At 69.1% G+C, this 14363-nt stretch carries 9 protein-coding genes and 3 tRNA genes; 3 read left to right on the top strand and 9 right to left on the bottom strand.

Features of this window, described 5'->3' with window-relative positions; genetic code table 11:
- Positions 1-305: 305 nt before the first annotated feature.
- Complete coding sequence (locus BMZ30_RS00365; protein ID WP_177191227.1) at positions 306-2216, top strand: Ig-like domain-containing protein; 1911 nt, start codon at positions 306-308, stop codon at positions 2214-2216.
- A 163-nt stretch (positions 2217-2379) separates the two neighbouring features.
- Entirely contained in the window at positions 2380-7932 is a 5553-nt protein-coding gene (locus BMZ30_RS00360; RefSeq protein ID WP_093374140.1) for a carboxypeptidase regulatory-like domain-containing protein, read from the top strand.
- Between the two features lie 57 nt (positions 7933-7989).
- Here the strand turns inward: BMZ30_RS00360 and BMZ30_RS00355 are convergent, their stop codons facing one another.
- On the bottom strand, positions 7990-9225 hold the full coding sequence (locus BMZ30_RS00355) for a YihY/virulence factor BrkB family protein (protein ID WP_219810158.1): 1236 nt from the start codon (positions 9223-9225) through the stop codon (positions 7990-7992).
- 89 nt (positions 9226-9314) lie between these two features.
- On the opposite strand from BMZ30_RS00355, the gene BMZ30_RS00350 reads away from it, so the two are divergent.
- Positions 9315-10073, top strand: coding sequence for a glutamine amidotransferase (locus BMZ30_RS00350; RefSeq protein WP_229828367.1), 759 nt, complete (start codon positions 9315-9317; stop codon positions 10071-10073).
- Here the strand turns inward: BMZ30_RS00350 and BMZ30_RS00345 are convergent.
- The 8 genes from BMZ30_RS00345 to BMZ30_RS00310 form a co-directional block, all read right to left on the bottom strand.
- The gene (locus BMZ30_RS00345; protein ID WP_093374139.1) at positions 10052-10678 is read right to left on the bottom strand and encodes a CDP-alcohol phosphatidyltransferase family protein; all 627 of its coding nucleotides are present in this window, start codon (positions 10676-10678) and stop codon (positions 10052-10054) included. The two genes, BMZ30_RS00350 and BMZ30_RS00345, sit on opposite strands and share 22 nt — an antisense overlap.
- Before the next feature lie 271 nt (positions 10679-10949).
- A tRNA-Arg gene (locus BMZ30_RS00340) sits at positions 10950-11022 on the bottom strand.
- Between the two features lie 136 nt (positions 11023-11158).
- A tRNA-Ser gene (locus BMZ30_RS00335) sits at positions 11159-11247 on the bottom strand.
- A gap of 55 nt (positions 11248-11302) precedes the next feature.
- Positions 11303-12571 carry a threonine/serine exporter family protein gene (locus BMZ30_RS00330; protein ID WP_093374138.1) on the bottom strand — a complete coding sequence of 423 codons (1269 nt, stop codon included), beginning with the start codon at positions 12569-12571 and terminating at the stop codon, positions 11303-11305.
- A 94-nt stretch (positions 12572-12665) separates the two neighbouring features.
- Positions 12666-12753, bottom strand: a tRNA-Ser gene (locus BMZ30_RS00325).
- 57 nt (positions 12754-12810) lie between these two features.
- Positions 12811-13209 (bottom strand): hypothetical protein, encoded by a 399-nt coding sequence (locus BMZ30_RS00320; RefSeq protein ID WP_143073083.1) that lies wholly within the window; start codon positions 13207-13209, stop codon positions 12811-12813.
- A 162-nt stretch (positions 13210-13371) separates the two neighbouring features.
- Positions 13372-13971 (bottom strand): GTP-binding protein, encoded by a 600-nt coding sequence (locus tag BMZ30_RS00315; RefSeq protein WP_093374136.1) that lies wholly within the window; start codon positions 13969-13971, stop codon positions 13372-13374.
- A complete protein-coding gene (locus tag BMZ30_RS00310) occupies positions 13952-14356 on the bottom strand; it encodes a DUF742 domain-containing protein (RefSeq protein WP_093374135.1) in 405 nt (134 codons plus the stop codon). Before BMZ30_RS00310 ends, BMZ30_RS00315 begins: the two co-directional genes overlap by 20 nt.
- Positions 14357-14363 lie beyond the last annotated feature (7 nt).

Here is a 14363-nt window from a genome sequence, read left to right as displayed (position 1 = left end):
CCATGCGGGTAAGACGAGCGAGGCACTGCAACTACCTCCACATAGTACGCACACCGAACGGCGGAAAGCGAGCGATGTGCACGAGGAAGTTTCTCGAGCGCTGCGATGACAGGCCTGCGCCACCCACCAGGCGCTCGTCGCACGTGGGGTGATCGTGGGTCCATCCGGGGTGAGATCGGCATGGTGGGTCTTGTGCGCGCCGGGACCGCGAAGGATCGTGAGGCGCGACGCGTGCGCATCCACGCCCGCTCCTGCTCATGCAGACGGCCTCTCGTGAGGGTGGCGGTCCGGCCCTGGAGGTCTTCATGTCGCACCGGTATCAGCGCCGCGCGTCCGCCCTCGTCGCCGCCCTGGTGACGGCACTCGTCGCCGGAGGCCTCGCGGCACCCGCTTCGGCGGCCGACGAGCAGCCGGGCGAGGCACCGGGCATCGGTCTCACCTATGCCCCGGATCTGGTGTCCCCGGGAGACCAAGTGACGGCTACGGTTCAGCTCGACGACGACGTGACCGGTGCCGTCGACTTCACGCTCGACGGGTCGGCGATCGAGACGGCGGAGCTTGCGGCCGGCCACGCAGCGGTGGTCTTCGCGGCCCCTCCGGAGGGCGACTACGACCTCATGGCTGTCTACGACGGGCCGTCCGAGCCCTGGGACGAGACGGTCACGCTGTCCGTCGGCCCAGCACGCGCCCTCGCCGGAGAGCTGACCCTCGAGCCCCCCGTGCTCACCGTAGGAGAGGACGTCACCGCCACGGTGAGCCTCGACCGGGACGTCGCCGGGACGGTCGTCTTCCACCTCGACGGAGAGTTCTACGGCGAGAGCGAGCTGAGCGACGGTCGCGCGACGCACGCGTTCACCGGTCTCGCAGCAGGCGCGTACACCGTCACGGCCGAACGCGTCGGTGACGAGTTCTTCCAACCGTGGGAGTCAACCGCTGTCGATCTCGAGGTGCGCAAGCGCGTGGTCGAAGGGGCGGTCGAGGTCAGCTCCGCGAGCCCGGCCCTCGGGGACGACGTCGAGGTCATCGTCCGGACGCCGGCCGCGCGGTCGGGATCCGTCCTGCTCTACGTCGACGAGGCGCCGACCCCGGAGGAGCAGGTCGTCGACGGGATCACACGGTTCACGCTGGCTGGGTTGGCTCTGGGCACCCACGAGGTCCGGGCGCGCTACGACGGCGACGCGATGCACGACGAGTGGGAGTCGGAGCTCACCATGATCACCGTGGGCAAGAGGCCCACCACCCCGGCACTGTCTCTTTCCTCCGCGACCATCACGCTCGGTCAGGACGTCACCGTGACCGCGACGGTGACCGCAGGGGCCACCGGCACTGTCGAGTACCTCGACGGCGCCACCTCCCTCGGCACCGCCACCATCACCGACGACAAGGCCGCGCTAACCTTTACCCCGAAGGCGCCTGGCGCCCGCACCATCACGGCCACCTATTCCGGCGACGCCTCCCACGAGGGGCGGCCGTCCGACGGCGTCACGCTCATCGTCGAGCCGCCCGTGGTCGCGCCTCCGGTCACGCCGCCCGTGGTGAATCCCCCCGTGGAGACCCCGCCCGTCGTCGCGCCCCCCGTAGTGGTGCCCCCCGTAGTGGCCCCTCCAGTCGTCACACCGCCCGCGAAGGCGAAGGTCAGCCTCTCCACGCCCGCGTTCTCGAAGAGCACGCAGATCTATGGCCACAAGAAGGTCGCGAAGGTCACCACCACCGTCAGGGGCGCCGCTTCCGGCACGGTCGTCTTCTATCGCGGGTCGACCAAGCTCGGCACAGCCAAGATCGCGCGCGGCAGAGCAACGATCGCGCTCCCGAAGAAGCTCAAGCCGGGCACCTACCGGGGTGTGGTCGCCAAGTACAGCGGCACCAGGACGACGACGGCGGCGACCTCCCCGAAGGCCAAGACCTTCACGGTCGCCAAGACCAAGCTCGCCAAGAAGGCCAAGGTCACCGGCAAGACGTTCAAGAAGAACGCCAAGCCCAAGATCACCCTCACCCTCGGCAAGCTCACCAACGGCACCTACGCCACCGGCAAGGTCAAGATCTACGTCGGCAAGAAGGTCATCAAGACCATCAAGCTCACCACCAAGCACAAGGGCAAGATCACCCTCACCCTGCCCAAGCGCTACCGCACCACCATCAAGGTCAAGGCCGCGCTGGTGAGCACCAAGACCACGGCCGGGGCCACGTCGAAGATCAAGGTGCTCAGGGTGCGGTGACCTGGAGCGATGCGTCCGCGCACGCCCAGCGGGTGAAGAGGGCTCCAGTCCCATCAAGTTCTTCGCGGGACGAGCCGATGAGAGGCCGAGCGACGATGGTCCGCTCCCGGCTCTTGCGCGCAGGTCCCCGTGCGAGCAGGAGGTCGGGGGACCTGGAGGTCTCGTGCTCAGCTCACTCCGAAGGTCCTTTGCAGCCTTCGCCCTGCTCATCGTCTCAGCGCTCACATTCGGCGCGCTGACGGTTCCGGCGGCGGCCGCGGCCGAGCCCGAGGGGACGACCATCTCCGGTCGTGTCACGACCGAAGGTGGAGACCCAGTGGCAGGCAGCTGGGTCTACGCCTACGCCCCCGACGGACAGTGGGTCGGGAGCGCCCCGACCGACGCGAGCGGCGACTACGTCGTCGCCGGACTCACCCCCGACACCGAGTACACCGTCGAGTTCCAGGACTACAGCGGGACCCTCGTGAACGAGTACTACGACGACGTCCGCAACCTCGCAGACGCGACGCCGGTCCCGGCAGGATCCACCGGCATCGACGCCGAACTAGCGACGGCTGCCACGATCAGCGGCCGCGTCACCGACGAGAAGGGCGAGCCAGTCGTTGGTACGACGGTCTCCGCTCATTCGTACAACAGCCTTTCTGATAGTGGTGGCTACGCAACCACAGGGGATGAAGGCACCTACAAGATCTCGGGCCTGGTCCCAGGAGTCCAGCACCGCGTCTCGGTCGAGGGCCAAGACCTGCTGCTCTCTGGCTACTACGGCAGCGATGACTACAACAAGGCCGTTCCTGTCCTCGCGAGCAGCGCGCACATCGACGTCACCCTTCGGGCCGGCGGCATCATCACGGGCACTATCAGCCCACTCGGCCGTTTGGGCAGGGTCGATGTAATCGGCCAGCAGGGCTGGGATGACGCAAACGTCGCCGAAGACGGCTCGTTCAGCACGCGCGCACTGCCCGCCGGCAGCTACACGCTCCGCTACGGCAACGAGTACTACCTGCACAGCGAGACCGAGGACGAGGCCACGCCCGTCACCGTGGTGCCGAACCAGACGACCAGGATCCACTGGGAGCGGCTGACCGGACACGTCCTCGCGGGTGCGGTCACGTCCCCCGACGGCACGCCCCTCGCCGGGGCCTCGGTGCGACTCCTCCGCGACTCGGACGGCTACCTCGCCGAGCGCGAGAGCGTCAAGACCGACGCCCATGGCCGCTACCGCTTCGAGGGCCTCTTCCCCGGTTCCTACTCGGTCAAGGTCGCACAGTCCGACCACCTGACCACATACCTGGGCGGCGCGACGACCAAGGCAGGGGCGAAGACCGTCGCGATCGAGGCCGACACCCTCGACGTCGACGTGACCATGGCCGCGGGGGCTTCGCTGCGCCTCGAGGTGGCGAACGCTCCCGACGACGCGGTGTACGCGCTGTACACCGATCGTGGCAAGCACGTGGCTGAGACCACTGGCCCCACGCCGACGTTCAGCAAGCTTGCCGCTGGCTCCTACGTCGTCAGCATCTTCAGCGAGTCGGGCGCCGTCCCCTTGCAGTACTACGAGAACCGCGCGGACCGGCAGTCGGCGACCCCGATCGCACTCTCCGCCAGCACGCCCCGGACCGTCTCGTGGACGTTGTTCGACGGTCACTCCGTGAGCGGCACCGTCCGTGACGCTCAGGGAGCCCCCATCGAGGGCGCTACGGCGCGCCTGGCCCTCATCGACGGCTACGACGTCGAGCCGACGGACCTCTCGGCCATCACCGACGCCGACGGTCACTACGCGATCACCGGCGTGATGCCGGACAGCGGCGACTACACCGTGCAGTTCTCGCACGTCGAGCGCGCGACCGTCCTGCTGGGCAACGTGCGGTCCGGGCGCAACGCGACCGCCGTCCCGCGCGACGCCGACACCGTCGGCGCTGACGCGACCATGGTCCCCGCCGGCCGGGTCTCCGGGACCGTGACGGCGAAGGCCACCGGTAAGGCTGTTGAGGGAGTCGTCGTCACGGCGTACCGCGTTCCCGGTCTGACTAGGGCTGGTTCTGCGGTCACGTCGGAGGACGGCAGCTACACGGTCGGTGGACTTCTGTCCGGCACGTACGCGCTCGAGTTCGACGGAGCCGACGCTGGGTTCCCCACGACCCACCTCGGCGGGGCTGCCGACCTCGAGGACTCCTCGGTCGTCACGGTCGAGACGGCCAAGGCGACGACCGCCGACGCGCAGCTCGCCGCCTACGCCACGCTCGTGATCGACCTGTCGGCGAGCGGTGCGGACTGGGACGACTACGGCACGCTTCTGCGCGGTGACACCGCGACCGAAGAGTGGGCATGGGACGGGCAGCTCCGCTTTACCGTCGCCCCCGGTGACTACACCTTCTTCCTCAACCGCGGCACCTTCGCCCCGCAGTACTACTCGGCGAGCGCCGCTGCGTGGACACCCGAGTCGGCTCAGGTCCTGACGCTGGAGGCAGGCCAGACGCACTCCGTGACCTGGCGACCCGCAGCCGGCGTCACGCTCGCAGGCACCGTCACCTCGACCGATGGCACCCCCGTCGAAGGGGCTGAGCTGAGCGTACGCAGCGGCGACGACGCCACGTACTGGTCCGCAAGGACCGAGACTCTCGCTGGCGGCGGGTACTCACTCGCAAATCTGCCCCCTGTCGATTCCGACCTCACGGTCACGGCGCCCGGTTACGAGCGTCACGACGCGGCGATCGTCCCCAGCGACGCACAGACCAACGTGGTCCTGACATCTCATGGTGCCGGCTCCATCTCGGGCCGCGTCTCTGATGCGTCGGGTTCTGCCGTGGAGGACGCCTCGGTCGTCCTTCGGCAGTGGTCCGACGACGAGGACTGGTGGGAGTGGATCGACGAGATCCAGACGGACGCCGCGGGTGACTTCTCGTTCAAGAACGTGCCGGCCGGCACGTACTCGTTCGACGTCTCGGACTCCGTCGGCGATCTGCGCTCCATCCGTGCGGGTGATCCCACATCTCCGACCGTCACGCTTGCCGCAGGCGAGTCGAGCAACGTCTCGGTCACGCTCGAGACCGGCGCCAAGATCTCCGGCACGGCCATCGGGGCGACCGGCGATGTCGCGTTGTATTCACTCCGGGCTGACGGCTATCCCCTCGAGGAGCACTACGGCCCCAACCCGTTCACCTTCAGCCAGCTGGACGCCGGCGCCTACCTCCTGTGGGCCGAGCCGACCGTGGACCACCCCGGCCAGTTCCTCTCGACCGGTGGCACGAAGCACATCTTCGACCTCGCAGCGCACGACTCGATAGAGGTCACGAACTGGCAGGTCGACCCCGGAGTCCCGTCTGTCATCCGCGCTCAGTCAGGTGACGACAGCGTCGCTGGCATCCGCGTCGTCGTGACGAACGACCTCGGCATGACCGTCGCGTCGGGCACGACGGGTGCTGATGGGCTCGTCATGCTTCGGCTCCCACGCGGCACGCACTCGGTGGTCCTGACCGACCGCCAGCAGCGATATACGCCGACGACGACCACCCTCACCGTCGACGACGAGACCACGCACCACGTCGCACTCACGGCCGCGGGATCCGTGGTCGGGACGGTCGTCGACGGCGTGGGAAGCCCCGTCGAGGGCGTCCAGGTCTCGGCCGGTTGGGAGGAAGACACGACCGACCAGGACGGGCGCTTTTCCGTGACGGGTATCGAGCTGGGAACGGTCGGCGTCGTCATCTCGGGAGATCTGGACTTCGCGGAGGTGCGCACGACCGCGACGCTGAGCGTCGACCGGCCCCGTGCCGACCTCGGAACCGTCCCTCTGGGCCGCGCCCCCGCGCCTGCGAACGACGACTTCGCGGATGCTCTCCCGCTGCGCAACGGCACGATCCAGCTGAGCAACGGTGGCGCAACCGTCGAGCCTGGGGAGCGCGCCGGGGCTCATCGCACCCTCTGGTACACGATCACCCCCGAGGTCACGTCCACGGTCCGCATCGACCTGGAGGACATCCATGGTTGGAACCGGGTCAACCTGGCTCTGTACACCGGCGACCGGGTCGACGGGCTGACGCGCATCGCTTCGCGGTCCGAGTACGAGGCTGTCGCGCTGTCCGCGTCCCTGTCAGCCGGCCAGACCTACTACGTGGCGGTGGACGCAGCACCCGACGCCACGACCTTCGAGCTCGGGGTGAGCGGCCTCGTGGTCGCGAAGCCCGACGTCGTCACCACGACCGAGCTCTCCGTCTCGGCCTACCGCGTCGCTGCCGGGGACCCGGTCCGCGCCACCGCCACAGTCAGCGGAGCCCCCGCGGGGACGGTCAGCGAAGCACCCACGGGGACGGTCACCTTCTGGGTGAACGGCCGCGCGGCTGCAACGGTGCCGCTCTCGAACGGAATCGCCACGTTGGACGTGGACACGTCCAACGACGGCGACCTGCAGATCACGGCGGCGTTCAACGGAGCAGAGGGCTTCGCACCCTCTCAGTCCCAGAACGCCGAGGTCACGGTCTTCCCGGAGCTCGCGCGGGTCGACCTCACACTAGGAGCAAGCTCGATCGTGGCGGGTGACGCCGTCAAGGTCACCGCCGCCCTGCACAAGCCATACCCGGGCTCGATCGAGTTCTACGTCGACGGCGTGACCCATAGCGTCGTCGAGGTGGTGGACGGCGGCGCGGTGACGACTGTCACCGACCTGGCTCCGGGGACGCACCGCATCGAGGCTTCGTTCATCGGCGAGGTCGCCAACAACGACTGGTGGGACAACAGCGTGGCGGTGAGCGTCGCGCAGCGCGCGACGTCCACGACGCTCGCGCTGTCCCCGGACTCGGTCACGCTCGGTGACAAGGTCACTGCGACCGCGACCGTGACACCGGGCGCACCCGGCTCCGTCGACTTCTTCGACGGCACCACGAAGGTGGGCACCGGCCCCATCATCAACGGCAAGGCGACAGCCACCTTCACCCCCGCGACGGCCGGCACTCACACCGTCAAGGCCAGCTACACCGGCGACGTGAACCACACGGGGTCCACCTCGCCCGGGGTCACCTTGACGGTCAAGGCCAAGGAGGTCACACCCCCCGTGGTCACCCCGCCGGTCGTGACTCCCCCGGTCGTGACCCCGCCGGTCGTCACCCCGCCGGTCGTGACTCCCCCGGCGAAGGTGAAGGTCACGCTCTCGACCCCGACCTTCTCCAAGACCACCCAGGTCTACGGGCACAAGCTGGTCGCCACCCTCACGACCACCGTCAAGGGAGCCAGCACCGGCACGGTCACCTTCCGCAACGGTTCGACCACCCTGGGCACGGCCAAGATCGCCGGCGGCAAGGCAAGCCTCAAGCTGAGCAAGGGCGTCAAGCCCGGCAGCTACAAGGCTGTCACCGCCACCTACAGCGGCACGAGCACGACGACGGCAGCGACCTCCCCGAAGGCCAAGACCTTCACGGTCGCCAAGACCAAGCTCGCCAAGAAGGCCAAGGTCACCGGCAAGACGTTCAAGAAGAACGCCAAGCCCAAGATCACCCTCACCCTCGGCAAGCTCACCAACGGCACCTACGCCACCGGCAAGGTCAAGATCTACGTCGGCAAGAAGGTCATCAAGACCATCAAGCTCACCACCAAGCACAAGGGCAAGATCACCCTCACCCTGCCCAAGCGCTACCGCACCACCATCAAGGTCAAGGCCGCCTACCAGTCGACCAGCACCATCACCGGGTCGACGTCCAAGGTCACAACCGTCAAGGCACGCTGACCGCTGAGGCGATGACGCTGGCCGGGCTCCCTGCGGGGCCCGGCCAGCGTCATGTCGTCACTCGGCCGAACGCTCCCGGATCTCGCGTCCCTGCGCGATCTCCTTGCGCTCCACCTTGGCGCGCTTGTCGATCCCGCGGGTGTCGCGGGGGGGCAGCTGGATCTCCTCCTCAGCGGGCAGCCCGGCTTGAAGCTGGCGGCTGCGCTCAAGCTCGGCGTCGATCTCAGCACCGAGCAGCAGCGCAAGGTTCGAGATCCACATCCACAGCAGGAACACGATCACGCCCGCGAGGGTGCCGTACGTCGCGCCGTAGTTGCCGAAGTTCGAGACGTAGAAGCCGAACCCGACGGACGCGAGGATCCACACGATGATCGCGAGGGCGGCGCCGGGGCTGACCCAGCGGAACTTCGGCTGCTTGATGTTCGGCGTGAGGTGGTAGAGCACCGCGACGGCGACGATCACGACGAGCAGCACCACCGGCCACTTGGCGATGTTCCACACCGTCACGGCCGTGTCGCTCAGGCCGATGGCCGAGCCGATGCTCCGGGCGACCTCGCCCGAGGCCACCAGCATCACGGCGGCCAGAGCGAGCAGGATCAGCAGGAAGACCGTCAGCGCGTACATGATCGGGCGGAGCTTCCAGATCGGCCGGCCCTCCTCGATCTCGTAGATCCGGTTCATCGCGCGGCTGAACGCCGTGACGTACCCGGAGGCCGACCACAGCGCGATGAGCACACCGACGATGAGCGCGAGCCCCGCAGACTGCGACTCGGTGACCTGCTCGAGGATCGGCTTCACTCCCTCGACCGCGTCCTCGGACGCCACGTCCTCCACGACGCCGAGCAGGTTCTCAACGATCTGGGGACCGTTGCCGACGACACCGAGGATCGAGACGAGCGCCAGGATGGCGGGGGCGATCGCCAGGACGCCGCGATAGGTCAGCGCAGCGGCCAGGTCGGTGCACTGGTCCCGCACGAACTCCCGCACCGCGCGGATCAGCCCGTACTTCAGCGTGCCGCCGCGCAGATCCGTCGGGCTGTCCGGCTTCCCGTCGTCGTCCGGGTGCGGAGCCTGGTCTCCGCGCGTCTCGCGCTCCCCGGCCGCCCGCGCCGAGCCGTCGATGCCGTGTCCGGCCGCCGCAGTCTCGCTCTCGCCAGGCCCCTGCCCTTCGCCCGCGGCGCGCTCGTGCGCCGCGCGCTCGCGTGCGGTGCTGCCCCGCGCACCGGGATCGTGCGCAGACGCCTCACCGACATCGTGGACCTCGGGCTGGGAGTCGTCTCGGTTGTGCTTCATCCTCCGATCATCCGACCGCGATCCGGCGTCGGCATCTCGAAGGGCGACGCCGAGGAGCGCACCGGGCGCGAGAGGGGCAGGATTCAGCCGTGACCTCTGTGCCTGCGACCCGGCCGTTCCTCCTCCTCGCCACCCGCGCCGAGGACGAGGCCGCCGACGCCGAGTACGCCGCCTTCCTGCGTTTCGGCGGCCTCGCACCGGACCAGCTGCACCGGGTGCGCCTCGAGCAGCGCGCCCTCCCGGCGATCAACCTCGACCACTACGCCGGGGTCATCGTCGGCGGGAGCCCGTTCACGTCGTCGGACGCCCCGGAGACCAAGTCTGACGTCCAGCACCGGGTCGAGCAGGAGCTCAGCGAACTCCTCGACGAGGTCGTCGCGCGGGACTTCCCCTACCTGGGTGCCTGCTACGGCGTCGGGACGCTCGGCGTGCACCAGGGTGCCGTCGTGGACAGCCAGTACGGCGAGGCCGTCGGCGCCGTGACGGTCACGCTGACCGCCGCCGGACGCGACGACCCGGTGCTCTCCGGCGTCCCGGACTCGTTCGCCGCGTACGTCGGTCACAAGGAGGCCTGCAGCCGCCTGCCTGAGCACGCCGTCCTGCTCGCGACTGCGCCGTCGTGCCCCGTCCAGATGTTCCGGGTCAAGCAGAACCTGTACGCCACGCAGTTCCACCCCGAGCTCGACCAGGCCGGCTTGGTGCAGCGCATCGAGCTGTACCGGGACAACGGGTACTTCCCGCCGGGCACCGCGCCCGAGGTCATCGCCGCGGTCCGCGGGACGACGACGCCGCACCCGCCGACGATCCTGGCGAACTTCGTGCGGCGCTACGCCGGTCGGCCGGACTGACCGAGGCGCGCCGCGGCGTCGGCGTCCTCCTGTGCCTCCAGGGCCCGCAACGCTCGCCGGCCCAGCACGCCGTAGTGCACGGCCGCCAGCGCGTGACCGAGGCATCCGGCCGCCGTGATCGCGTAGGCGATGCCCCACAGCACCGTGCCCTTGCCGGTCGTGTAGGAGGCCAGGAGCAGCAGGGGGAGGCCGGTCATGAGCAGGGCCGTGCGCGCCTTGCCCAGGAGCGTGACCTCCAGCTGGGGCGCGGGGAAGCGGCGCTGGGCGCTGAGCACGATCGCCGCGCCGCCGAGGATGGCGTCGGGCAGCACGATGAGAGCCACCATCCACAGGTCCGCGTATCCCTGCACGACCAGGGTGATCACGACGGCCGCCATCGCGAGGCGGTCAGCGAGCGGGTCGAGCGTGCGTCCGAGGTCGCTCGAGAGGTCGAAGCGGCGGGCGATCCAGCCGTCTGCCCAGTCGGAGATCCCGATGAGGAACAGGACGACGATCGCGCCGGTCGTGCGCTCCGTCACCGAGAGGAGCACGAAGAGCGGGATCAGGACGATGAGCCGGACGAGCGTGATGACGTTCGGCAGCGTCAGCCGTCTCTCCCTCGCCATCCGCGCCTCTCCCCCTCGCAGCGCGCAGGCAAGCCCCGCGCACCAGCGATGTTACCGGGCCGCCCCCAGGCGCCGGAGCGGTGTCCAGCGTCGCCGCGCGGGCCGGCCAGGGCCGTCGTAGCGCGGGGGAGGGCCGAGCCTGCGTCTCGAGCCCCAGGTGGCACCGTTGGTTCACACCGAGGCCATTGCCGCGGTCACGCGGGCGAGGGATGCCGGTGTGGCATAGCCCGGAAACAGCAACGGCACCCCGGGGGGTGCCGTTGCTCTGCGGTGCGCCCGGAGGGATTCGAACCCCCAACCTTCTGATCCGTAGTCAGATGCTCTATCCGTTGAGCTACGGGCGCGTGGCCCGAGGGCCGTCGGAAACTCTACCTCGCACGAGGCCAGTTCCCCAAACCGGCGAGATCCTGCGGATTCTCAGGGTCATGACCGGGTCATACATGCGAAAGACCCCCGAACGGATCGGGAGCCCTTGCGGAGCGGAGACGGAGGGATTCGAACCCTCGAACGGATTGCTCCGTTACCACCTTAGCAGGGTGGCGCACTAGACCTGGCTATGCGACGTCTCCAAGCCGTGTCAGGGTACCTGGCCCGGGACCCCACCTGCAAAACCGTCCGAGAGCGTCACCGCTCGTACATCCAGACCTCGTCCGTGAGCATCCGTGAGATCGCCAACCCGATCGCCAGCGCGATCACCACAAGCCCGGCTTGGACGGCCTGCGCCATCGCCTGGGTCGTGTCGCCGCTGTTGAGGAAGTAGACCGCCCGGTAGGCGACGACGCCGGGCACCATGATGACGACGGCCGGCACCGAGATCGTGATACGCGGGACATCGAGGCGCGGCGCGACGTAGGCCGTCGCGAGTCCCACGATCACCGCGGCGATGGCAGCCGCCGCCTGCACGACCATCCCTCGCTCCACGAGCTCGATCCGCACGACGTTCGCCACCATCCCGATGGTCGCGGCGCCGAGGGCCATCCGACCCGGACTGTTGAACATCAGCGCGAAGCCCAGGACGCCCAGGAAGGACGCCAGAGCGCGCAGGAACAGCACGAGAACCGGATCGAGGTCCAGGGGGGCCGCGGCGTCCGGCGTGACCCCCACGAGGGCGGAGACGCCCCAGACGGCCAACGCCGCCGACATCAGGATCATCACCGCGTAGGTGAGCCGGGCGACGCCCGCGGAGTAGTCCAGCTTCGCCAGGTCCAGGGCCCCCGTCACCAGGGCGAAACCGGGAACCAGGAACAGCACCGCCGAGACGTAGCCGGCCTCGTGCCCCTGCCCCGTGCTCGCGATGGCGTCGAGGCCGAGCATCAGACCGAGGTAGACCATGCAGGCCGTGGTCGCCGCCAGCATCGTCACGCCGAACTGGTTGAGGCGGCGGTGCATGAGGTTGCGCCGCAGCCACTGACCAGCGCCCGCCGCCACGAGCACGCCGAGGCACTCGATGACCCCCCCGTTGTTCAGGAACGCGAACGCCGCGCACGCGATCGCCGCCCACAGCGCATTCAGGGCAGGGCCGTAGAGCAAGGGCTTCGTCTCGATGCGGTCCAGCTCGGCCTCGACAGCCGTCACCGTGGCGCCCGGCGTCAGCCGCGACACGGTCCGCTCGATCTCCATGAGCCGGTCCGCGTTGATGCCCACCGATCGGACCTCGGTGACCTCCGTGCGGAAGATCGGTCCCCGGTGCGAGGTCGCGGTGATCTCCGTGAGCGTGACGTGCGCTGCGTGCCGGTCAAGGCCTAGCGCATGGGCGACGCGCGCCATGGTCGCCTTGACGCGGTAGCTGCCCGTCCCGGCGGACAGGCTCAGCTTGCCGATCCGCAGGATGGTCCCGGAGCGCCGGATCAGGTCGACCGGCTCCAGCGCATCCTCGGCCCCGTTGTTCTTCATGGGCCCCATCATGCCTGCTCGGAAGGGCCTTGAGCCGGGACATTGCGCCCGGGAACGGAAGCGGACCCCGATCATGACGACCGGGGCCCGCACGTGGTGGAGGGCGAGGGATTCGAACCCCCGGTGGGTTGCCCCACAACAGTTTTCAAGACTGTCACCTTAGGCCGCTCGGTCAGCCCTCCGCGCGACCACCGAGGCCGCCGCGGGACCATTCTGGCACATCGCCGCCGCCCGTCCCCTCACTCCCACCAGCGGTCCGACCGGCCGGGCGTGACCACCTGGAGGCCGTGCAGCCGGGCCACCCGGGCCATGCGACGGTCATACGTGGCCACCGTCGCGACGTCGGGGTGCGCCACCGCCACGCCCAGCTCGATCGCGGCGAGGGGCGGCAGCGCCGCCTGGGCCAGCGTCGCGGTGTCCAGCGCACGGTCCGGCACACGCAAGACCGTGAGCCGGGCGGCGATCTGACGCACCGACTCCCGGGCGGCGGCGCCCAACGGGTCCGCGGCTCGCCGGAGGGTGGTGAGGCTGATCTCCGTGACGGCCAGGTCACGCTCGTGCTCACGCATCCAGGCACGCCACGCGATCGACTCCGGACCCACGGCCCCGTCCTCCTGCGTGAGATACGGGTGGCTCACGTCCATCACGGTCAGGCGCAGCGCTGAGCCGTCCCCGTAGATCACTCTGGCCCTCCCGGCGGGTCGTTCGTCAGCGACAACCTACCGCGCACGGACGCGCGAAGGGCCCGGACGACGGCTTCGTCGTCCGGGCCCTTCGGGGAGTACGTCCCGCAGTGCCGCTCAGGCTGCGCGCAGCTGCGCCATCGCGAGCTGCACGAGCGCGATCAGCGCCTGCTTCGTGGCCGCGCGCGAGCGTGCGTCCGTGTAGAGCATCGGCACGTGGGCCGGGATCTGCAGCGCCTCGCGCACGTCCTCGAGGCGGTGCTTCGCGATCCCGTCGAAGCAGTTCACGCCCACGACGAACGGGATGTTGCGCGACTCGAAATAGTCCACCGCGGGGAAGCACTGCTCGAGGCGGTCGGTGTCCACGAGGACGACCGCGCCGATCGCTCCGCGAACCAGGTCGTCCCACATGAACAGGAAGCGGTCCTGGCCGGGGGTACCGAACAGGTAGAGCCACAGCGACTTGGAGAGCTCGATACGACCGAAGTCCATGGCCACCGTGGTGGTGGTCTTGCGGTCCGTCACGCCGCCGGCGTCGTCGACGCCGACCGAGTGCTCGGTCATCGCGGCCTCGGTGTTCAGCGGCTCGATGTCAGAGATCGAGCCGATGAAGGTCGTCTTGCCGACGGCGAACCCTCCAGCGACGACGATCTTGACGACCGTCGGCGCCGGCGCGTGGGCCGGGGCCTGCGCGGACTCAGAGGGAGGAAATGCCATTGAGAACACTCTCCAACACGCTCAGGGACAGGGCAGGGTTCTGGAAGCCCGGCTGGCCGTGTCCGGTATGGACGTTGACGGGGACCGTCGCGTGCACCTTGATGAAGCCCTCGTCTGCGAGGTCAGCGATCACGATGCGAACAACCCCGATGGGCATGCGAAGCAGGGCGGAGAGCTCGGCCACCGACACGTAGTTGTGCGCGGCGTGCTTGATGATCGAACGCTTCTCCGGCGTCAGCCCCGTACCTGAGACCGCACCAGGCATCACCTCGACCAAGGCCTCCAGGGGGAGGTCCGAGGTCGCGGAGCGCACACGGCCGCGAGTCACGGTGTAGGGACGGACGGTCGAGCTCTCGAACTCGACGCCGTCAGTGGATTTGGACATCTGTATT

Origin of the sequence: Flavimobilis marinus, from assembly GCF_900113055.1 — a bacterium.
Taxonomy (GTDB): Bacteria; Actinomycetota; Actinomycetes; order Actinomycetales; family Cellulomonadaceae; genus Flavimobilis; species Flavimobilis marinus.
The sequence above is the reverse complement of the archived record's forward strand: the minus strand, read 5'-3'. Positions and strand labels throughout refer to the sequence as shown.